The 20,670-nt window shown below is 52.2% G+C and carries 18 protein-coding genes; all 18 read right to left on the bottom strand.

What is annotated here, in order from left to right; all coding sequences use genetic code 11:
- Positions 1-36: 36 nt before the first annotated feature.
- The 18 genes from C8R30_RS04075 to C8R30_RS03995 all read right to left on the bottom strand — a co-directional run bounded on the left by C8R30_RS04075 (position 37) and on the right by C8R30_RS03995 (position 20,670).
- Positions 37-2,091, bottom strand: a complete 2,055-nt coding sequence (locus tag C8R30_RS04075; protein WP_107789600.1) for a hypothetical protein — start codon at positions 2,089-2,091, stop codon at positions 37-39.
- A complete protein-coding gene (locus tag C8R30_RS04070) occupies positions 2,088-5,072 on the bottom strand; it encodes a putative baseplate assembly protein (RefSeq protein WP_107789599.1) in 2,985 nt (994 codons plus the stop codon). Before C8R30_RS04070 ends, C8R30_RS04075 begins: the two co-directional genes overlap by 4 nt.
- On the bottom strand, positions 5,069-7,816 hold the full coding sequence (locus C8R30_RS04065) for a putative baseplate assembly protein (protein WP_107789598.1): 2,748 nt from the start codon (positions 7,814-7,816) through the stop codon (positions 5,069-5,071). Before C8R30_RS04065 ends, C8R30_RS04070 begins: the two co-directional genes overlap by 4 nt.
- Positions 7,813-8,181, bottom strand: a complete 369-nt coding sequence (locus C8R30_RS04060) for a GPW/gp25 family protein (RefSeq protein ID WP_090666272.1) — start codon at positions 8,179-8,181, stop codon at positions 7,813-7,815. The genes C8R30_RS04065 and C8R30_RS04060 overlap by 4 nt, the downstream gene beginning before the upstream one ends.
- Positions 8,178-8,495 carry a hypothetical protein gene (locus C8R30_RS04055; protein ID WP_107789597.1) on the bottom strand — a complete coding sequence of 106 codons (318 nt, stop codon included), beginning with the start codon at positions 8,493-8,495 and terminating at the stop codon, positions 8,178-8,180. Before C8R30_RS04055 ends, C8R30_RS04060 begins: the two co-directional genes overlap by 4 nt.
- Positions 8,496-8,508: 13 nt before the next feature.
- Positions 8,509-9,024: a phage baseplate assembly protein V gene (locus C8R30_RS04050; RefSeq protein ID WP_090666269.1), complete on the bottom strand. Its 516-nt coding sequence runs from the start codon at positions 9,022-9,024 to the stop codon at positions 8,509-8,511.
- Positions 9,021-10,163: a hypothetical protein gene (locus C8R30_RS04045; protein WP_107789596.1), complete on the bottom strand. Its 1,143-nt coding sequence runs from the start codon at positions 10,161-10,163 to the stop codon at positions 9,021-9,023. Before C8R30_RS04045 ends, C8R30_RS04050 begins: the two co-directional genes overlap by 4 nt.
- Positions 10,153-10,518, bottom strand: a complete 366-nt coding sequence (locus C8R30_RS04040) for a LysM peptidoglycan-binding domain-containing protein (RefSeq protein WP_177182264.1) — start codon at positions 10,516-10,518, stop codon at positions 10,153-10,155. The genes C8R30_RS04045 and C8R30_RS04040 overlap by 11 nt, the downstream gene beginning before the upstream one ends.
- Entirely contained in the window at positions 10,519-11,175 is a 657-nt protein-coding gene (locus C8R30_RS04035) for a CIS tube protein (protein ID WP_107789595.1), read from the bottom strand.
- Positions 11,176-11,241: 66 nt separating this feature from the next.
- Positions 11,242-12,495, bottom strand: a complete 1,254-nt coding sequence (locus C8R30_RS04030; protein ID WP_219908817.1) for an eCIS core domain-containing M35 family metalloendopeptidase — start codon at positions 12,493-12,495, stop codon at positions 11,242-11,244.
- Entirely contained in the window at positions 12,488-12,787 is a 300-nt protein-coding gene (locus C8R30_RS15705) for a hypothetical protein (RefSeq protein WP_143068198.1), read from the bottom strand. The genes C8R30_RS04030 and C8R30_RS15705 overlap by 8 nt, the downstream gene beginning before the upstream one ends.
- 22 nt (positions 12,788-12,809) lie before the next feature.
- Complete coding sequence (locus tag C8R30_RS04025; protein ID WP_107789593.1) at positions 12,810-14,477, bottom strand: eCIS core domain-containing protein; 1,668 nt, start codon at positions 14,475-14,477, stop codon at positions 12,810-12,812.
- A 34-nt stretch (positions 14,478-14,511) separates the two neighbouring features.
- Positions 14,512-15,675: an eCIS core domain-containing protein gene (locus C8R30_RS04020; RefSeq protein ID WP_219908816.1), complete on the bottom strand. Its 1,164-nt coding sequence runs from the start codon at positions 15,673-15,675 to the stop codon at positions 14,512-14,514.
- Positions 15,668-15,925 (bottom strand): hypothetical protein, encoded by a 258-nt coding sequence (locus C8R30_RS04015; RefSeq protein WP_107789592.1) that lies wholly within the window; start codon positions 15,923-15,925, stop codon positions 15,668-15,670. Before C8R30_RS04015 ends, C8R30_RS04020 begins: the two co-directional genes overlap by 8 nt.
- Positions 15,922-17,907: an ATP-binding protein gene (locus tag C8R30_RS04010; protein WP_107789591.1), complete on the bottom strand. Its 1,986-nt coding sequence runs from the start codon at positions 17,905-17,907 to the stop codon at positions 15,922-15,924. Before C8R30_RS04010 ends, C8R30_RS04015 begins: the two co-directional genes overlap by 4 nt.
- Positions 17,904-19,187, bottom strand: a complete 1,284-nt coding sequence (locus C8R30_RS04005; protein WP_090666254.1) for a Pvc16 family protein — start codon at positions 19,185-19,187, stop codon at positions 17,904-17,906. The genes C8R30_RS04010 and C8R30_RS04005 overlap by 4 nt, the downstream gene beginning before the upstream one ends.
- A complete protein-coding gene (locus C8R30_RS04000; protein ID WP_107789590.1) occupies positions 19,184-19,957 on the bottom strand; it encodes a hypothetical protein in 774 nt (257 codons plus the stop codon). The genes C8R30_RS04005 and C8R30_RS04000 overlap by 4 nt, the downstream gene beginning before the upstream one ends.
- Entirely contained in the window at positions 19,954-20,670 is a 717-nt protein-coding gene (locus C8R30_RS03995; RefSeq protein WP_090666251.1) for a T4 family baseplate hub assembly chaperone, read from the bottom strand. Before C8R30_RS03995 ends, C8R30_RS04000 begins: the two co-directional genes overlap by 4 nt.

Below are 20,670 nucleotides of genomic sequence, written 5' to 3'. Positions count from 1 at the left end.
AACGATTTGTCCAGAATACTGACATCCTTTTATCCCTTAGCTTCCATAAATCAGCCCCGTTGCCAGACCAAAACGCAGGTATTCCTCCACGCGTACATGCAAGTTAGTCTCGCGCTGTGGCTGGTATAACCCGTGCAACACACCCATTTCGCTCTCGTCGTGCGCCCCACGGCGTATCTTGTCCGAGGTTACCTGACGCAACTGGCCATAACCTGGATCGCCATAGCGCAGCGAAGTAAAGTGTGGCCGGATTTGCTGATCCCCTTCCTCTGGTTGGCAACGATAGCGGTGTGGCGTACGTGATCCAGGCGGAATATACGAGAAACGCACGCAACCCTGCTGTCGTCGCTCAACCCAGAGGGGTGCTTTCCACACATCACCGCCCAAGGCCAGCGCAGCCACGAACAAGCAATCGCTCGCGAGCGTCAATTGTTGCGTATGGACTTTGCCGATTACTGTGCAACTTTCCAACGTCATTGCGCCACCCGGTGCAAGCACATCTGCTCCAGGGGCACGATAGGCGATAAGATCATGGGCAGTGGCATCGACGATGCAATCATGTAATGAGATTTCCACTTCTTCTGCAATATGCAATGGCGCAGTGATGCACCGCTCCAGTTCAATTTTGGTGAAAGGATGATGAACCACCAAACCAGGGTCGTCCGCTTGCGGGGGTGCGCCACCGCCTTGAGTGCGTGGGCCTGGAACCAAAGTACAATCGCGCAAGATGAGATAACGTGGTTGTGCATCGGCAAACGCTGGCATCGTCAATGTTCCGCCCTGGATGACCCAACCGTCCAGAATGAGTGTGGCTTCCGCACCAAGATCGAGTTCGATGTCGCCGTTGGCAACCAACAATGGTCGTGTGCCGTTAATCGCTCGCACAATGACCGTCTTGCCCGCATCAACTTTCACGGTGGGCGTTTCCACGTAGCGGCGGCTATCCTGGACTGCTACCGTGCCACCGTTCTGAATCGTATTGAACGCAGGTTGTAAGACCGATCCGCCTTGAATGGCTTGTACAGGCGCCACGTGTACGGCAGGATCGCTGCGCTCATATTCTCCACCACCAATCGCAATGGGAAAACCATAGTGGAAGCTTACGAGCGGCAGAGTGGCGGGCACATCGGCGAAAGCAAGACGACCCAATACCGGATCGATGGCGACCAGACCAGAGCCTGCAGCCGGTTGGTGTGCCCAAGCGATGACATTGCCCCCGCCATCCTTCACATCACTCAAATCGCAAATATGAATACGATTGCTAGTGATCAATTGCGGTGGATTCTCATCCAGCTCCACCCAAAGACTCTTATCTGGACCATAATAGTCATCAAGATGCCCCTTGAGCCAGCGATGAGTAAGCGGCAGCGGAACATTGCGCGGTTCAGCCAAATGACTGATCACTTCTTCCGTTTCCGGCGTGTTATAAAGGGCAAGATCTACACCGAGTGGATTGAAGCGAAAGCGCAAGCCGCTGCCTATATCAGGATCTTCCACTGCAGGTGAGCGGGTTAGCTGAAAAGCCCGGACCCGCCACAGCGTAAGACCAATATTTGGGATATTATGCCGCCCTGCCCCGGCGCTGATATGCCGTACATCCACCGTATGGGCAAAGGTATCGAATGCACTGCCACGCCAGAGTAACGCCTCTGCACGCCGCAAATCAGGCGCATAATAAGCATGGTGGCGAAGATGATTCATATGCTGGCTCCAGCCCAGTAACTGAAAATATTCTACCGCCCGCGCCGGCCAGCCGGTCACATCGCGCGCCAGTTGCTCCAGCATGGTAGCTGTACCTTTGCGGCGACGATAACGAATCGTGTTCGCCACATCCGCACGCGGAGACGCTACGCTGGGCACGACACCGTGCAAGGTACGATAACCGATTAGATCCCCGATATAAGGCGCCACCCAAGGCGCGCATGTTTCAATAAATTGGTCATCATAGAGTTGTTCAAGGTTTTCCTCGAAAGCTGCAACCTGCTCGGCAATAACAGCCAGCAACTCACGGAGTGGATAGCCTTGTTCCGCATCGCGAATACGGTGAATAGCAGGTAATAACGCATACAGGCGTTCAGCTGTCGTATTCATGGCATTTCCTCCAGATAATCGAACGGCGCATCATCAAGCAGCAATAGCTCGGCTGCCACTGCATTACCAAACCCATCAACTGTGGCCGAGTGGGGTGCCAGTTGGCCCTCCAGCGTTATCGCCACTCCCCGGTAAAAACGATCCAAATCGACACCCATGACGCCCTTTACGGTTTGTGTAGCGGCGATGATTTCGGATCGGGCAACCCATTGCCCAAAATCGCGTGCATCAAACGAAAAAGCCGTGCGCAATGCCATTTCCACCTGCTTCATGACAATATCGCGCTCATGATCTGGATGAAGCTTGATTCGCATGGCCAAACGGAAGGTTGCAAGCTGGTAGACTGCAACCTCGCATCGCACCAACGGATCACCATTCTTTTTGAGCGAATTGAGTAACTTGGTCAGTATCGAATCAGACAGCATCTCACCTTCTTCACCGGCAACGGTGATGACGATAGTCCGCCCAGCGCGGGTATTCAGTACCGCAGCCTTTGCCTTAGCGACCCCGGGGTAAGCCCGCGCAAAATCCTCGTAATCTTGTAATGACACCACACGTCCTAACGTACGCACGCCTAGCGGCATGTTGCGTCGTGCATGATCGATACTGTCAGCATCGACACCCCCGCTTGCAGCCAAAGGATTACTCACCGCCTTTAAACCAAGAGGACGGGTAAGTAATTGTGAAAGTTGGCCAGCCTGCAGATTGCCAGCCCGTCCAATTCCCTTGCGGTACTTGGCTCGTACATTCTCTTGACCTGTCGGCAATCGGGCGCCGTGCCGGCCATCTCCGAATTGAATCGTACCCGTGCCATATTCATCGGTATGCAACACATAAGAAGCATCATTGGCCTTGGCATCATAAAGCGTAGCGGTTTCGTGCCAAAGTACATCATTGACCCGAACCTCCAATGCTGGCTTAGCACCCGATTCAGTGTCCGCAGCAATATGAGTAAGCGGTGCATGCTTGAGATCAAAACGCTGATGCGCCTGACGAGCGCTGCCGCTCCCCAGGGTTTGTTGAACGGTTTCTCCATGCGTTGCCCGGGCAACATTCGCATAGACCCTGACTGAATCACGCCGATAACGATGCTGCAGCGCAGTCGTGAAGAACAAACGGCTGTTCTCGCCATCCGATTCCACCTTGAGTAGCGTCAATATCTCACTCTCTTCTGCGCCCTCGGTGGTCATGCCACTGAGAATCAGTGAACGCTTGGGCATTAGGGTTTCAGCCTTGCGATCAATACGCAACGAGTCGCCTGCCACATCGGTGGTAATCGGTGTTTCAGTCAATTCCAGCAACTCGCTACCGGCAAACACGGCTGTTTCGCGTACCCGTTCGTTAAATAATTCGCGCAAATTCTCACCCTTGACGGTCAATCGTGTCGTTTTGCCTGTTAGCATAAAACGTGCCCGCGCATCTTCCCCTGCCGTCACCACCTGATAGAGCTCCTGGTATTCGGGTATGGATAATACCAGCCAGCTATCCGGCACGATTTGAGGATACACGGCATCCAGATGCAAGGTATGGATATTGCGCGGATAGAGCTGCGATTGTGGAATAATCTGCTTGCTTTGCCCTGGTGGTGCCCAAGAGAGCTTAATGACCGCTGCACCAGTATTTTCATAAAATTCTAATTTGATATCGTATTTATTTCCTGCAGTGAGCGAAATACTCCCGCTGTTCTCAGTGACGCCATGGTCTGTCCAGTTATTGATCAGCAGATGGTTGTTCACCCATAACCGCACGCCATCGTCAGAGGTGGTATAAAAAGTATAAATCCCCGTCACCGGTGTATGCACCCAACCTGTCCAGCGTACCGAAAAAGTGTTTGCGCCAATCAGCGGATCGGGCGAACCGGCTCCCCAGTCAAAATTGATTGTAGTATCGATACGGCTAAGCTTGCGGTCGGTCAAATTTCTGGTATCGAAATATTCGCCATAAAGCCCCGTTCCCGTAGGAGTACTGGTAGGTGGATCGGAAATATCAGCGATAGTGAAACCCGGCCACTGCGTATCGGTTACGGTAGCACCGTCAGGCAGCTCCAGGTAGCCTCGCTTGATGTCATCGGACATCACACGCCAGTCAGGCGCATTATGACCAAATAGCGAAGCACGCAAGCGCAGTGCAAAAACTTTAGGATTGGCTGCAGGCGCCACAAAAGGAGAAGCCGTGCCCAAGCCTCGTTCCAATGCCACGATAGTGTGGCCAGCTTCGCTATCCAGCGTGACACTCAGTATCCGCCTGAAATCCCATCGTTCACTGCCGGAATCGAGCTCGCGCTCGCTTCCGACGAACAGCAAAGCGTCTCCTGCTTTCAGTTGGTTGGCAGTTCCCTTCAAGTATACGATCTGCGTCCCAAACGCAGGGATAACCATCTCGTGTGTTCTTGCTTTAAACACATTCCATGTTGGCCGAGCTTCGATCGATTCCACCGTTTCGAAGATTTGTGGCGTTTCGTCGGATTGCGGCACGCTTTGGACTTTAATGCCGATCGGCAGGGTTACGTTCTCTGGTACACCACTCGCCTGCTTGGGATCGTCATTGACGGATTGTAGTGGAGGCTCTTCAAGCGTAAATGCCAGATAGGTTTCTGCAGCGATGCCCGGCTTAAGCCGATAGCCTATCAGCCGGGCAAGTGCGCTCAAGGATAAGCGCTCACCAGCAGTTCGCAGATAAGATTCATTGGCCAACCGCTCTTGATAGAAACTCAGCACATCCGCCATGCAGGCATAGGCATCCAGTAGGGCAATCGAAAAATCGTCCCGATCCCGGGTACGTAATTTTACGAGCGCCGGAAGCGCCTTGAATGACAATCGAGCTTGCAGGCTAGCAAGTATCTGATGATGGGTTCCGATACGGTATGCTATGACAGTAAGACCTGGACGATTATACAGCTCAACGGGTGACTGCAGGTTGATGCCTTCACAACATCCACATGCATCTTGCAGGTTATCTTGTTGCATTGGATTTCCGCTCATTTACCGCCTCCCATCGACAGTTTCAGAACCCCGCGCTCAGGGTAATTGGGATCGTTATCCAGCCTAGCGATCTCGAGCCGCCCTACCGTCAGCACGCCATCCTCCAAAGGTTTAGGGTCGGGAGGTGTGCGCAATTGCTGGAAAATCGTTATTGCGACCGATGCTACGCCTTGTACCGACTGCGCTGCTTCATAGAGTCTGCTCAGATAAACTGGCTGACCAAAGGTAAATTGATCAGGATGAAATAGCGCACGTGATCCATCGGCCAGCCAGCCACGGCTGAAAACTCGCATCAATGCCGCACGCACATCGGCACGAAAATAGTCTGGCTTCACGCACACTGTCATACTCAATTCCAGGGGGATATAGCGTGGCCCATCGATTTCCAGATCATAACCGGCCATTCGATAACGTTCGATATGATCTCGGAGGGTCTGCTCATAAACAGCATCGACCTCCGCTCCCCCTTTGCGGTCGACCGTGAGAAACACGGTATACCAACTGCCCGTCCAACGAAATGTCGCTGCTGCGCGTTGCACGCTAGGATGGCGTTCCGCGACTTCGGCATAATCTTCCGGTGTCACCGCCCGTTCTTGGATACGAAAAGCCTCGGGAGCATCGCGTTTGATATCTTCTGCACTTTCCGGTTCGGTGCCGCCTTGCGCAGGCAGAGGATTCGTTGCCCGCAGCAAGCGTGCATCGTTACTGACAATATGCGCGATCGACTCCAAGCCGATATTGCCAGACGTGCCATTCCCAATACGGTACGTTGCCGTGAAAATCGTGCCGCTATCTGGCCGCTTGCCATGCACATCGTCTCCAAAACGTAGAAAAGCAGTGCCATCTTGTTCGCTCTCTACGACGAATTCATTCGCGTTCGCATCACTTGCAAGTAAATCTAATCTCGGCTGCCAAGTTGCGGGAATGCCCTGGTACTCACTTGCCAACACAATGGCAGGACGGGCTCGCCTTGGCTCGGCAACGGTCATCAATCGGGCGGGTACCGTGAAGGCGGTCACCCGTATATCGCCACCGGCCAAATGTAGACCATAGGCATGCTTACCATCGGCTACCGACCAAACACCGTCTCCGCCTTGTACCACGACGAAACTCGCTTGCAAGACAATACCGTGTGACTGTAATGCATGCTGCAAGGCTGGCGCATAAGTGCGCGTTTGCAAGGCTGTCTCGATTGCAGCCGTGGCGGTAAAGCTGAACAATGGCATTGTAGCCAGTGGTAACGCATGAGTGAGTGGGCGTTCCGCCAATCTCGGCCGAAAACGAGGCGGTATTGTTTTTAGCGGTGGGCGTTGACAGCTTAACTCATCAGTGACGGAAGCAACCGTGAGATACGAAGCCGGCACTTGGCCCAATGCTTCACCGGTCAATGTCCGGCCATGATCGGCCAATACGATATTGCCATAAACTGCGCTGATTTCATCGAGAAAGATCGCACCGTGATCGTGATCTGTGAGGGTGGATAGGCATAACGGAAATGGCAAAGCATCCTCCTCTGCCCAATGGATTTCGGTCACGTCTAGTGGATTATTGTTGGGTATCGGCAAGAAGAGTCCGCCGGAAGGATCCTGGCTCAGACGGACATCGACCAACCTCACCGACCAGCGATGATTCCGATCCGCATCCTCGACGAATCCGGTACGCGGCCCGCGTTCTTCTGCAAATACCAACACGTCACCGGCCTTGAGGTTGGGAAAATGTCCGAGCAGCGTTGCATATTTTGCGCCCTTTGGCAAACAGCATTCACGCTCGCCCCATGTGTAAAAAACCATGCGCTCATGCGCCTGATAGAGCAAAGTATCTTCAATCGTCTCGAAAACTTCCACTCCGCTTGCCAGTGCATGACGCCATTGATCGCTTCCTGGCACCAGTCGATCAGGCATGTTGGCTACACGTGTCAGCAAGGATGTCCGCGCGGGTATGGTCACGCCATTATCGTTGACAAATACACGCACCCACGCGCGCGCATTACATCCCTCGTGCACCGCGTAATCGACCAACCGAGCATGCCGCCGCAAAGAGGTCCGCTTACGTGCTGTGCCAAGATAAGCTTCCGTGGCAACGGCATCCTGTTGATAGGAAAGCTGGTCTCCAACATAGGCCAGCAACTCGACCAAGGTTACCCCGATATCGGCCGGGTTGCGGCCTTGCCATTCGGGCATCAGCACATGCAAGCGATCCAGCATGAGTCGGCGGAAACTGGCGTAATCCTTGGCCAGATAATCCAATCGGGGGCGATCTTCTGGCGGACTGGGACAAGAAATAGATGAAGCGCAATCAAAATCTGATTCACACTGTACCTTGAACGAAAATGAAATTTCGCTCAGACGGGGATCGAAGCCGGCTGGTGGACTCTCACTACTCGGGCTACTCACCAGGCTGAGTGTGTACCGTGAGAAATCACCATAAGATTGTGTACGAATCACCAAAAATTCATTGAGGGGCGCCAGCCCATCCACTAAAGCCGGCGGCTCGCCTGCAGGCAGGTTATCCGCAACGGCGACCCATTCGATACCCACTATCTTGACCCGTTCGCCGCCCGTGATACGAAACTGATCCGCGCTCAACACCGGCACGGGACGCAAAAATTTGAGGAACAACGTGAGCTGACGCATTGGATCGCCCGCCAAGCCGCTGTCATGGACTTCCAAATACTCCAAACCATTGAGCGTGCCATGCAGTTTGACGATTTCAAGGCGCCGCTGGTCGCAGCAATAGTATTTCATGGCAACCCTCCCGGCACGCCGATCTGCGCGATCCCCTGAGTTTGGGTACGGCGCTCGATATAGCGCACCGTAATGAACAGTATGCTGTCTTGCGTTTGCACATCGACAGATTCAACGATGATGAGATCGCCGAGCCACTGCTGTAGTGAGCCTTGGACAAGAAATTGAGTCGTGGCGGCAATTTCCGGGCTCGTTGCTGCGAAAACGAGTTGCATGACACCGCTGCCAAAATCAGGGCGCATTACGCGCTCTCCAGGCGTGGTCAGCAGAACTTGCTCGATTAAATCGCGGATATAATCGGCACTATCAGTTTGTGACGTACGCCCACGATGATCGAAATGAAAAGGATAGTCGATATGGTTCATGTGGCCATCACCCTCGGTTGAACTACCAACGGCAGCAACCCTGTGCCAGTTGGAACACATACTGCCGTGCTGGTTTGCAAAACGACAGGAACACCTCCTGCCAATACCCGTACTGCACCCACTACCCATTGTGCCGTGATACAAGGTGGATTGGACGTCCCCGCCAGCGCACAACCGGTAATCGCATACGGCGTTGACTGTGTCACGATGGGTTGGCCGCTCACCAGCACACGCGGGAAAGGTGTCAGCGGTGTGGCAGGGCCTGCATGCAAGCAAGTCATGGTTGCACCAAGATGAAGAATGGGGGCAGGCATATCGTCGGCCTCCTTATACCACCGTGAGTGCCCCGAGATTGATATCCACGGTAGGGCCGGTAAGATTGATCACAGCACCTTTGCCGTTTGATATCATGATTCCGATATCCGTGACAGAGATCATTGCGCCGGTCGCAGTCTGCAGCTGAATGCCGCCAGTGGGACCAGGCACATCACTGATGACGATGCCGTTCTTGAGCGATGTTTGCAGCGTGATCCCCGGCACGGCAGGCGGCACCATGCGTGACATCACCGGCACTTCAGCCGCGCTCCCCCAGAAACACCCTACCCATATCGGATAATCCGGATTACCCTGCTCGAATTCCACCCATACCCCACTACCGATCATGGGTAAAGCAAACATGCCGGAATTGATCCCAGCGATCGGCACACAGGGCATTGCCCAACTGGCGGGCGCGAGACCCGCTACGTCGGGGACTTGCACTTGTAATCGACCTTGCTGCATGGGGTCGACGTTGTTGAGCACCATACCGCGGTACTTGCCAAAAAACTTATTGTTGTCAGTCATACTGGAACCCTCGGCGTAATTGAAACCAACCCATTTCTGGTCAAATTAAAGCTTTGCTTGAACTCACCCCGCTTAAGCGTGCTGGTCACACTTTTGACGAAATAAAGTCCATCGTAGGCCACCCCTGCGCCACGCACACCGACCAACTGGCGGGCTTTCAATGGCCGTCCGTAGCGCAGCACATCCAAACTGCCATTGGCGCTCACTGAATCCTGAGATTTTTTTGCTTCATTAAGTCCTGTAGAAATCGCCTGCATCGGATTCATTTTGGCCGTATTTTTCAATACCTTGAGGTTGCTGAGCGGAGTAGATAGCACACCCAACGGGGGTTGCAATGGATTGATATTCGGAATCGGAATCGGGATCGGCACGCGCGTCATCTGATTCTGAATGAACACGATGGGTAGCACCCCTTTGGTCGGGTCGAACGAGAAATTGATATTTTCTACGTTGGTGAAAGCATCCATATCGACGTTGAGCGCAGGCTGAGGTACGCCAATTTTAATTTCCGGCCCGAAGTAGGCGATGTTGGTGCCCGGCGCCGGTCCTGGCTCGATATAAAAAGTGTAGCCTGCTTGCTCTGCAAGTTGCTGGATATATTCGAGATCCGTGCCCTGATGGCTGGGGATGCGTTCTATTGGAATAGGAACATCGGGAAACAGTACGGGAATGATCAAGGGAATCAAACCAAAAGCTGCATACTTAGCGCAGATTAGCGCCACCCGCGCTTCGATTGGCATGGCGGGATAGGGCAAGCCGCTAAAATCGATCATGTTCATCGCTTTCGTCAGATCTTCACCGGTAATCCTTACCATGCCTGGCGCACCATTATTGCCTGCCTGCACCTGAACATTGGTCATGACACCATCGAACAGCGGCTGCGGTGTACCATTGAGGGTCACGATCAGCAGCACGCGCAGTGGCGGTGTTGCCGGACCGCTGTTCATCGCACCAGCGATGAGAAAAATGGTATTCAATTCTGATTTGCTGTTGAACTGAAAACTCATCTGAAAACCACTCGCTTCTCCAGCAGCAGAAGTGACTTGAATGCTATCTAGCGCATCCATCACCACTTGCGGCACTGGGATCGGTACGACCGGCCCGATCAAGATGGTCAACTGTATGCCCTTAGTCAGCATCGGATACCCCCGGAACGCCGGCCGGTAATGTGATCCGCAGCGAACTGCCTGCTGCCTCGGTCAATTCATCAGGGCGGATCGCGCCATTGGCATCACAGATACGCCAATATTGGGAAGGATCGCCCATGTAGCGGGCGGCCAGATTATCCAACCGGTCGCCTTCCGTCACCTGATGCGCTTGCAAGAACGAGAAATGTTCGGGCGGGGGAACAAAACGTCGCTTCAAATGCACGATAACTGAGCCATCGGCTTGATAAAACTGGCTGGTGGTAATGCTATGATAGCGGCTCTCAGGCGGGTGAACGGGTGTCACCAGCGTATTTGCCTGCAGGAAAGCCTGAATCGGATCGATCATTTAGAGACCCCCTATTCCCAGCGTAGAGAATGTGCCAGCCTGCGTTTTGCCAGCAAGCTGCTCCTTGGCCTGTAAGTAACTCATGAATAAACTTCCGCCCTTGTGCGCAAAACCAAGATCATCCACGCTCAATACCCGCAGCCCGATGCTCACTCTGGCGCGTATCGGGTTCAATGACGGATCGAAGGCCTCTTCGGTAATACTGAACTCGGTTACCCGCACGGGAACGACGCGGTGCTTGCTCCAGATAAACAGCGCCAGTGGCGCTTCCATCGGGGCGATTTCCAGCGTACCGGACTGCGCCATGGCGTTACGATCGAGTAATTGAGTGCTGGTTGGGTATACCAGCGATTCCAGCATGGCGAGCTGAGGCTGTATCCCATTCTCCACCACGGCGCGGTATTGCTCTGGAAATTCCAGTTGATCTGATGCATCGATTTCCGCATCCAATTTTAATGTTTCTACCGCAGGCCCTTTAAAGCGCATCGCCTCCGAGCGGTTACCTTCCTCTCCACCTGTGCCCTGCACCTGCAAGTTGCGCGTCAGTGAATCAGGGTTATACTGCAGCGAAATAATGCGCTGCACACGCGCCGATTGCGGATCAACCAGTACGAGGCCACCCTTGAGAATTTTGGGAGCGTTAGGGAAGGTCGTCATGCGCTATCTCCTTTCATTGATCTATCTTATAAACCTGAGTGTTCATCTCTCGCCAGCGGACTCCATTTAAGTAGCGGGACAAGCAGGGATACCCGGTGCCAACCCGAAAATATCCGCCACAAAGCTTGCATAGCATTCGGCATGGCGGAAATTTCCGCCCGCTCCCCTGGCGCCATGGAAAACACTCTCCCAAATCATGTGCGAAGTTTCGTGAATGAGTAACGTAGAGCTGGTACGCAAATCACCCCCCCAGAACCCCGGACAAAGGAAAATCGCATTGACCCCAGGACATGCCCAAGCATCATTGGAACAATCGGTAATATTGCATCCACCAAACGATCGGCTAGTGCTCATACACAAATAATGAATGAATCCGCTGCCAAACTGGTTGGCGATTAATTCATAGCGCCGCGCCATCAGTTCCATCTCTTCACTGAGCGCGATCTCCAGTGTAGGCCGAACATCTCCCGTAAGCCGATTCATGAAGCCACCTCTAACGGCCGGTGGTTCACCGAAACGATCGTCGAAAGCCTGTTCTACTGTGGAGCCGACCGGTCGCATACCTGCCCTGGTCAGTCCAGCAACGAGGGTCAGCAAAATAGATGCTGCTGTCGCCATGCCTTCCGCTCGATCGACAATAGTGGTCAGTTCCGTCACAGGATCGGCAGGCGCGCCATCGGTGCCAGCCGTGCAGTGTACTAACCGGGGAATGACACGACGTGAGAGCAAAGGAGCGCCAGCCCCTATAACTCGATGCGGCAAGCGCTCACCAGACAAGGCGGAACGCGCAAGATGATCAGCATTGACTTCTTCGGAGCCAGACGGATGGCCGATTCGAACAGGCAACGCATTCGATGCAACCTGTTCCTGTTGCATGACATGTGCCAGCTCATGCACCAATAACTCTCGCCCTGAAGCCGTGCCGGGTGTATATTGCCGTGCTCCAAAAACTATATGTTTCCCCGCCGTATAGGCCAATGCATCCACGGCATTGGCCGATTCAGCGGCTTTGTCATCAGTATGTACGCGTACCTGACTAAAATCATGGCTAAATCGCGACGCCATAAAGCCAAGCGTGCCAGAATCCAGTGGATGGCCAGGCGAGCGCAAAACGTCATGTACGATCGGCGGTATTTCAGTTGCCTCACTTCGACGGACCGCTTTCTGCAGTAAACCCATTTGATTATTTTTCTTACACGTGCTACACGAGCTGCTAGCCACGGTGTAGTTGCCGCAGGTGCATTTACGCTGCAGGATTCCTTGCTGGGGCTGCAAAATAGTTACCTGCTTGTTTTGGTAAGAAGCGTTCACTTTATGCATGGCCATTCCTTCCATGCTGAATGTGACTTCCCGACCATGTAAGCTCATGCAAGATAGAAGAGGTCAGCGATTGTTGGATTGGTGCCAATAAAGCCATCGATCTCGATAACACGCCCAACTCATAGGTCTTTAAACCTGTCTTGATCTCTGCTTCCCACCTCAGCTGCTTGGCCGAATTCACATCATGGATAGTTTGATCAATATAAATATATCGCCATTGTGGCCTACTCGATGGCAATGAAGGAAAACTTGAAAATAATTCAGGCGCTATCTTTGTCGTTGTTTTGTTCATCCTATGTTTCCCCTCATGCCTTTTAAAAACTGAATTTCTGTGGAAATTCCATTCGCAACGGTGTATTGATCGGGGGCTTCGATAACGAGGGTGCCCCGAGCGGAGGGCATATCGATTGAAATTCGATTTCAACTCGCCTGTTTTTTGCAGAAAATTTTTCACCGGCAGCGGGATCCACGGGATTATTTTCTCCTTCCGAGCGCGCCAGAATCAGCGGTGATATCCCTCCAGAAACGATCTTCATCAAATCGAGCTGTAGAAGCAACTTAACATGATCAGCTCTGCGCTGCCCAAGCTCCAGATTGTGCTCCTCTGTGCCGGGTTTATCCGCAAAACCCGTGATGGTAATGATGCTGGCTGGGCAGACTTCGATAAACTGACGGATTTGATCCTTTACTTGATCGAAATGGGGTTGTTGCCTGCTGTTGATAATCGATCGGTCGATATCGAAATCATCTATCACACCTATGGTGAATTTCAGATTGAAGGGTCGGGATGAAGGCTCTGGCTTTGGTTCCTGCTTTGGTAGACTCACACACAAACCATTGACCACTTCATCCGGTGGCATACAACATTTGCCTAACGAATCCTTTTGTCCTGGCGGCATGCAAATATTGCTGAGATCTACAGGCACTATTTTTTTACACTTGAAACCAGCCGTTACATACTCATCTTGCCCACAACATACCGGCGAATTGTTGGGAGCAAATTTATCTTTTGGGCAGCAACTAGATTCGCTTTCAATGGTGCTGCTGCAGCACATGCCTCTATATAAAGAAGATTTGCCTTCATGGTAGCCGGGTATATCACATTTGCTGGTTGAGGGCGCCTTCCTGCCTGTAATGGTTTTAATGATTGCTTCGCCCGCTTTTTTCAGACCACCCTTATATTGCTCATCGATAGGTGCAAGATCGATGATTCGATCTAATACGGCTTGGGTAATCGTTTCAGGCGCGTTGTCGATTTCATCTAAGATTTTTTCCTGAGCAAATTCAGGTAATTTTTTAAAGAGACTGTTTTTCTTGAGTGCCTTAGCAACTTCACTAGCAGGCTCTTTTTTCTTGTCATCTGACTGTCTTCGCAGGGTAGATGGATAATTTACAGACTGCTGTACCACGTGAGTCAATTCATGCGCGAGCAACCTTCGTCCCTCTTGAGTTCCTGGAGAGAACTGCCCCGCACCAAATACGATGTCATGCCCTACCGTATAGGCTTTAGCGTTCACTTCGCGTGCTGACTGGCTTGCCGCCACATCAGAATGTACCTGTACCTGAGAAAAATCATAACCAAAACGCTGTTCCATGTCTTGGCGCAATGCGGGTTCTAGCGGACGACCTGAGCTCGACAAGGCCTGATCGACACTATCAGGGGCTATGTTCATCATTCCGCTCGATTGCATGGTATTGCGTTGGATGGGGATGGACAAAAATGCATCGGTCACTCTGGAAAAAGACATCGGCATGGCCATTACCTGATCAGCGATACGATCGGCCTCATTTTCCAGTGGATCGTTACTTGCACCGATCGCCAGTTTACGTTGCAATGTCCTTTTCTTCTTTGCACACTCACTGCACTCTTCACCCATGGGCGTGTGATTGCCGCATGCGCATTTTCGCTGCAACCTGCCACTCGCCGCCCTGGCTAGGATCTGTGGAAATTTGAGAGTTGTTTGTTGTAAGGTCACGATCATAAGCGCTATCTTTGTTTTCAGCCGATGCTGTCACCTAAGTTACTTCACAGGTTCCCACCAGGACACGATTAGGCTCTGGTGATGCCGTTGAAGGATTGATCCCCAGGCCGTATCTTCCCGGAATCAAATTAGCCAAATTAACAGTATGTTCCGTGCCTATCGCGAGATTTCCCGATTGAACGGATGAAGCTGGACTCCCAACATGCGAAGAATCGCAATCATCTACCCAGCCATTGAAAGTAAGATAGTACTGGGGGCGATCGGCTCGCCTATTTCGTTGGTCTGGCGGTCTTTGGTCGGGATCGGTGATCTGCTCTTCCCATCTTGCAATGATCTTGATAGAAACGGAACTGCCCGTCACGAGCAAGCCACCGGGACCAGGATGACCGTCGGAAGGAATGGACGCAAAACCCCGCTCACCACGAAAAGTTGTTCTTACCAAAGGGAGGCTTCGACCTCTGCCCCGTTGCCGACTGCACTCCGGCCCCGCAGCCATGGGGATTGCTTCAGATTCCAGCGGATTGATTCCTTCAGGCTCTCTTCCGGTGGTCGCGACCAATCGAGCAATTTGTGGGGGGCTTTCTTGCAATTGGGAAGGTATTGTAGGAACACTTTGGTGTTCTTCACTCTGCATGGAGTGTACCGATGCCGTTAATACTTGATCGGCGATATGATCTGCTTCCTGCTCGTAACGATCGTTCGGCTCGTTCACTTTGAGTACGTTGGTCGTTAAAGCGATATTTTTATCTTGTTGAAGGGTATGCGCCAATTCGTGTGCCAGCAATCGCTGCCCCATTCTGGTATGGGGTGAATACTGCCCTGCTCCAAAGACCACATCCCTGCCAACCGTATAGGCAAATGCGTTGACCATCCTTGCCGATTCTGCCGCATTCGCATCAGTATGAATTCTTACTTTACTGAAATCGCGTCCAAACCGCGATTCCATAAAAGTCTTGGCAGTCGGATCAAGTGGTTGGCCGGCAGAATTTAAAACGCCATGAACGATCGATGAGACTGGCGTCATGTCATCACGATTAATCGCCTTGCGCTGCAAGGTCTGCTTTTGTTTAGCACACGCGGCACACTCTTTGCCTGCCGCTACATGGCTGCCACATGCACATTTACGCTGGAGCATGCCATGAGAAAGTGGGGAAAAGCTCGTTTTATTGGCCAATTGCGTTTTGTCGGTTTTATTCACGCCCGATTCCTCCATACACTGATTGTGCAATCTGCTGACCAAGTTTTACCGGATCGTTGCCTGTCAATTGAATACTATCGACAGGCAAACGCGCCAAAATGGTATCTCCAGTAAGACTGGACGCCAATCTGCCGTTCTCAAGAAGACGTGTCAATTCGCTGATAACATGGGTTTGGAGCAGATGCTGTTGATCAGGCGGAAAATCAATACCCTCCAGCACTAACCGGTCGATATGCAATGTAATGTTCATGCTTGAATCTCCACAGCTTGAATGAATCGGAATTCAGCTTCATTGATCGGTTTCTCCAGCTTACGGAATTCACCGCGGATTGCTTCGAAAATAAGCTGCATGGTTATCACACAGCCCGTGCTTGCTGCCAAAAAGGCTGCGTTGATGGCGATATTTTGGATGCTGCCTCCGGTGAGGTTAAAACGAGACAAACGGTCATAATCGAGCATTTCTTTTTCGGCTTCCTCGGGGAAAACCCTTTCCCAAATACGTTTCCGTTCAGCCAAACCCGGGAATGGGAAATTGACGATAAAACGCAAACGTCGCATGAAGGCAGTGTCGAGTGCACTTTTCATATTGGACGCGAGAATTGCGAGTCCCCGAAAGGCTTCCATGCGTTGCAACAAGTAGTTGATCTCGATATTGGCATAACGGTCATGGCTATCCTTCACCTCGCTGCGCTTGCCAAAAAGTGCATCTGCCTCATCAAAAAATAAGATAGTGCCGCCATCTTCAGCAGCATCGAACAACCTGCGCAGGTTTTTCTCCGTTTCACCGATATATTTGCTGACTACTTGCGACAAATCGATACGGTAAAGATCGAGTTTCAACCGATGGGCGATCACTTCGGCTGCGAGTGTCTTACCCGTGCCACTTTCTCCAGAAAACAATGCGCTGATACCCAATCCACGCGTCATTCTGCGGCCAAACCCCCACTGCTCATAAACATGGTGGCGCTGATCGACCTGGTTGATGATCTGCTGTACCGTATTGATTTCTGCATCTGGCAAGACCAGATCCTCCCAGCGGCGAGCTTTCACTTCCAGACGCTGTGCCAAGGCATCCAGTCGCGGTCGCGCCGCCAGCAAACAGGCTTGCCAAGCATCCTCTTGAATCGCTGGAGCCTCGGTCTTGGCAGGTAGCGTGGTATTTAATAGGGTATAGGTGACATGTCGAATATCGGCCACATTCAGATTGAATTGCCCGGCCAGCACAGCCGCAGTCGAGCTTGCATTATTACCCAGCATTTGCCGCCATATCGCTGCCTGTTCCGCTGACGTCGGTTTTGTGACATCCAACGGCACCATACCCCGTTCGGTGGAAGAATGAGGTTCACGCGTATCCAGCAACAACAACCCATTTAATCTGGCGAGCAAGCGGTTAATTACCGGCAGTACTTTATCGGTATCCGGTATTTCCAGATAAAGCGCAAGAGGCAGTAGATAGCTTTCACGTTGGTATAACCGTACAAACGTCTCCAATTCCGCCCAGGCAGTGGGCAATAGCTCGGCAGACAACCGGTAGCAGACCAATCCTATCGATCTCGTAACGTAGTTTGCAATCGCACGCTTGCTGGCTGAGTCCACACCCACTAAGTTAACCATGGGCCATTCGGAAGGTGACGCTTGGATAGACTGAAGCAGCTTTTCGGCTTGCTGAAGTTGTGACGGAGGCAAAATATCGATCGCATCCGTCATCGGTATGATCAACGTCTTCAATCGATCATCCAGATAATTAAGCCCTTTGATATAACTCACCACGCGTTCGTCCGCGCGCAATGCACTGACGGTTAGGGTCTGCGCTGCGGGTTGATTGATTTCGATCAACTGCCAGAAACGCAGTGGGCGTTCGGGCGAAAGCGCTTCCCAAACAGGCTCGTCGAATAATGCGAGCGCAAGGGCAAAAGTGGGATAAGGGCGTGTCGCATCGTTTTGTGCCTTTGCACACAATGCGGCAATACGTGTATCGAACTCCATGGCAGCACATAGCAATAAAACATCGGTCTCGAATCGTGCTAACCCCAAACGTTGACTCAGGATCAACAAGGCAGGCGGCGGATCTGTACTGGCTAGTTGTTGCATCGCCGACCTAGCTCCCTCGAGTGTTTCCGCATCATCGTCCTCATGCGCCTTAGTCAAATGCATCAATCGCAAACGCAACCATGAAATTGCTGCAGAGAGATAATCGTCATTGGTCTTATGCCAGGCCGCGAGATCATTCATAGGATAGTGACCTTCTGGTTGTTATCGAACACTAACCGAGGTGGCGGAGGAACGCCCTGGCGCCTGAAGGGCAAGCTATCGACCCCATCGATACGCAAGCGTATCAATGCATCGTTCACGACCGGCGCATCTTCGATGATGAATTGTAAAGTCGCCGTATCGATCGGATGAGGCTCAGCATCGATTTCCCGATCGGCAATGAGCAATGCCGCGCGCTGGCTAGTACGTACCACAGGGCCGCACGTAATCGTCATAGTGACGTCACCGTTTGCATCGCGCATAATGGGATTAGCCGGTACGATATTGTTCACTTTGGATGCGAACGACAAGGGCAATTGATTGCTCATGCGTTCTACATCCCCGTTTTTTACCAGAACCGTGACGGTATACAGCCCCGCTGCCCAGCCCGTTTGTGCAGGGCCATCGTCTGCCAGCATGATTCTTAATTCGGAATCTGACCGGTCATTGGCTGGAATGAGGATCGTTCTAATCAACGCCAATCGCGTGTGATTGAATTGGATTTGGATCTGCTCTCCGACAAGATTGCGTCCAGCAATTATCAAGGCGGTGCCGAGTTGAACACTAGGATAGGCGGTAATACGAGGATGTAATCCCAGCTCTTCAGGTGCCCCTATATGAATGCTGTCGATGATCGGAAATGGTCCAAGCAGTAGCTGAACACCGCGATCTTCTTCGCCTCGACGCAAAACCGGCAGAGGAGAGTGAGGACTTTCTTCGCTTTCAATCAGCACGACTGTACCCTGATAGGCGACTGATAAAGCATAAGGCGCCTGAAAAAAAACAGACCAGAGCTTCGAAAGCTCTTCCAGCGAGAGCGTCAATGGCGTGAATTTGATTTGCTCGACTGCGTCTGCCAGATTGGAAGTCGCCAGAAATGGTTCACTGGCAATTGCATCCTCGATCATCTGCCTCATCAATACAGGTTTTGCGTGAATATCACGCACCGTTGCACCCAACATTTGTTGTGGCTCGAGCGTATTTTCATTGCCGTAAAATGCCAGTAAATAAGATAAATCAAGCGCAGCAGTGGGGCGTTTCACCAACCGACCATCCGCGGAACGTGCCGGCAAATCATGATTCCTTAGCGATGAGTTGGGTGTGACCTGATACAGGTAGAGCCGTACACGCGGCTGTCCCAGAGGCGTGCTGTCAGGCCGGTCAGTCAATACATCCGCACCAGGCAAGACCGACTGAACAGCCGTACGGACAATTTGCGCCAGTGCTGTGGTAACAGTCGCGATAGCCAGCGCGTTGCTCACCGTCCACCCCCGTTACGCTGCTTGAGATATTCTTCCAAACTCATCGCGGGTGTTCGTGTCGATCCTTTTCGGACTACCGCCGAGGAAGGGGTCGCACGAATCTCGACGCGCCCAATGGTTACTTGTATCGTACGCGACTCGGAGTTAGCGATTTGATATGACGTTTCTAATCGCGATGAGACCATCTGCATCGACTCGTGCATTGAGTTGTGTTGAGGAGAAAGGTTTGGCTGCGGCGATATGAGAAGCGATTGTAAGGGCGTGAAGTGTAAGATTTCCGCTGAAGTATCAGCAATCGTTTGTTCAAGGGATGCCTCTGCATGTGCAGTCGTTGATTCCTGTTTTAATCCGGTTTCCTGTTGGGTGTCTATTTTTGATATCGGTTGCGATGCCGTCTTATGGTTGCCATCATCCTCCGCGCTGCGCCTTGTTTTGCCCGATCGATTTTCAACGTCAGGCAAGGGAGAGTGGCTGGTATGCTGAGCTAAAGTCCGCGGCTCGAATGAACCCACAGGAGTGAGAGCATTGATCACTCCCGTTGCAGCCGCATTCTCCTTCTCGGTACTTGTGCTTTGCGACATCGAAAAACCATCTGCTCGACCCACTCCTTTTGTAACCCACTCTGAGTGAGCTGATTCAATGGGTAGATCGTTACTGCTGATCGGCGATTTTTCTGGCGATACCGCTACATAGGCGAATGAGGTCAACGGACGAACAAGTGATGCCGTTCCTTTACCCCGCGCAATCATTCTCTGCAAATAGCCGTTCATCCCCAGACCCTCTCAAGGTAAGCAAGGCGGCGTACCTCGCTCAGCGCCAGTATTTCAGGTTCATTCCAACCGTAAGCGCGTGCAAGGGTATGGATTTGATTGAGAAGTTGGCTGGCGTGTTTCTCAATTTCACGCCAAAGATAATCGTTGATATCGAAAGCTGTTTGCCATGCATGACCACATTGGTCGCACGCGAAATTGAGTACGATATCGGTGGCTGCATCGATCTCAGCTAGGGAGGCTTCTATTTTCGCCAACTCAGTTGCGCTAAGCGCGGGCAATTCATCAACCATGCCTTGTTTCTCAATCAAAGAGCAGCATCGTTGCGCGAGGTGATAGGCCGCCCGGTCAGGCTCCGCGATATTTATCACACTGGCCAGATCACGGCTTGTCGGTTGACGAATGCGGATGCCATCGACGTCGATCGGTACACATTGGATTTCACTCCGAAAGGCATCGATATCAAAAACAAATTCCAGGCGTGTCTTACATTCAGGACAATCGACATAACCTGGCAGTTCACGGCCGAACAATCTGGCGCGCAACGTCAGCAACATCTGATCACGCTGTCCGATCACCATATCAGCCAGTGCTGATAGCGTCATGTCTGGCTGCATTCCCTGCAAAAGTAGCAAGGCACGATCAAGGGGGTGACGGCCTACGCCCTGTTCCCACAGAGCCAATATCTGCGCAGAAGCGTTATGCAGCATCAT

This window comes from Nitrosomonas nitrosa (genome assembly GCF_003051105.1).
In the GTDB taxonomy this organism is placed as follows: Bacteria; Pseudomonadota; Gammaproteobacteria; order Burkholderiales; family Nitrosomonadaceae; genus Nitrosomonas; species Nitrosomonas nitrosa.
The sequence above is the reverse complement of the archived record's forward strand: the minus strand, read 5'-3'. Positions and strand labels throughout refer to the sequence as shown.

What these genes read in the sequence shown, in the direction of transcription:
- C8R30_RS04050 (WP_090666269.1), bottom strand. Translation starts at nt 9,024, where the DNA reads ATGACTGACAACAATAAGTTTTTTGGCAAGTACCGCGGTATGGTGCTC.
- C8R30_RS04070 (WP_107789599.1), bottom strand. Translation starts at nt 5,072, where the DNA reads ATGAGCGGAAATCCAATGCAACAAGATAACCTGCAAGATGCATGTGGA.
- C8R30_RS15705 (WP_143068198.1), bottom strand. Translation starts at nt 12,787, where the DNA reads ATGAACAAAACAACGACAAAGATAGCGCCTGAATTATTTTCAAGTTTT.
- C8R30_RS04035 (WP_107789595.1), bottom strand. Translation starts at nt 11,175, where the DNA reads ATGACGACCTTCCCTAACGCTCCCAAAATTCTCAAGGGTGGCCTCGTA.
- C8R30_RS04065 (WP_107789598.1), bottom strand. Translation starts at nt 7,816, where the DNA reads ATGAAATACTATTGCTGCGACCAGCGGCGCCTTGAAATCGTCAAACTG.
- C8R30_RS04030 (WP_219908817.1), bottom strand. Translation starts at nt 12,495, where the DNA reads ATGCATAAAGTGAACGCTTCTTACCAAAACAAGCAGGTAACTATTTTG.
- C8R30_RS04045 (WP_107789596.1), bottom strand. Translation starts at nt 10,163, where the DNA reads ATGCTGACTAAGGGCATACAGTTGACCATCTTGATCGGGCCGGTCGTA.
- C8R30_RS04040 (WP_177182264.1), bottom strand. Translation starts at nt 10,518, where the DNA reads ATGATCGATCCGATTCAGGCTTTCCTGCAGGCAAATACGCTGGTGACA.
- C8R30_RS04055 (WP_107789597.1), bottom strand. Translation starts at nt 8,495, where the DNA reads ATGCCTGCCCCCATTCTTCATCTTGGTGCAACCATGACTTGCTTGCAT.
- C8R30_RS04060 (WP_090666272.1), bottom strand. Translation starts at nt 8,181, where the DNA reads ATGAACCATATCGACTATCCTTTTCATTTCGATCATCGTGGGCGTACG.
- C8R30_RS04010 (WP_107789591.1), bottom strand. Translation starts at nt 17,907, where the DNA reads ATGAATGATCTCGCGGCCTGGCATAAGACCAATGACGATTATCTCTCT.
- C8R30_RS04000 (WP_107789590.1), bottom strand. Translation starts at nt 19,957, where the DNA reads ATGAACGGCTATTTGCAGAGAATGATTGCGCGGGGTAAAGGAACGGCA.
- C8R30_RS04075 (WP_107789600.1), bottom strand. Translation starts at nt 2,091, where the DNA reads ATGAATACGACAGCTGAACGCCTGTATGCGTTATTACCTGCTATTCAC.
- C8R30_RS04015 (WP_107789592.1), bottom strand. Translation starts at nt 15,925, where the DNA reads ATGAACATTACATTGCATATCGACCGGTTAGTGCTGGAGGGTATTGAT.
- C8R30_RS03995 (WP_090666251.1), bottom strand. Translation starts at nt 20,670, where the DNA reads ATGATGCTGCATAACGCTTCTGCGCAGATATTGGCTCTGTGGGAACAG.
- C8R30_RS04025 (WP_107789593.1), bottom strand. Translation starts at nt 14,477, where the DNA reads ATGATCGTGACCTTACAACAAACAACTCTCAAATTTCCACAGATCCTA.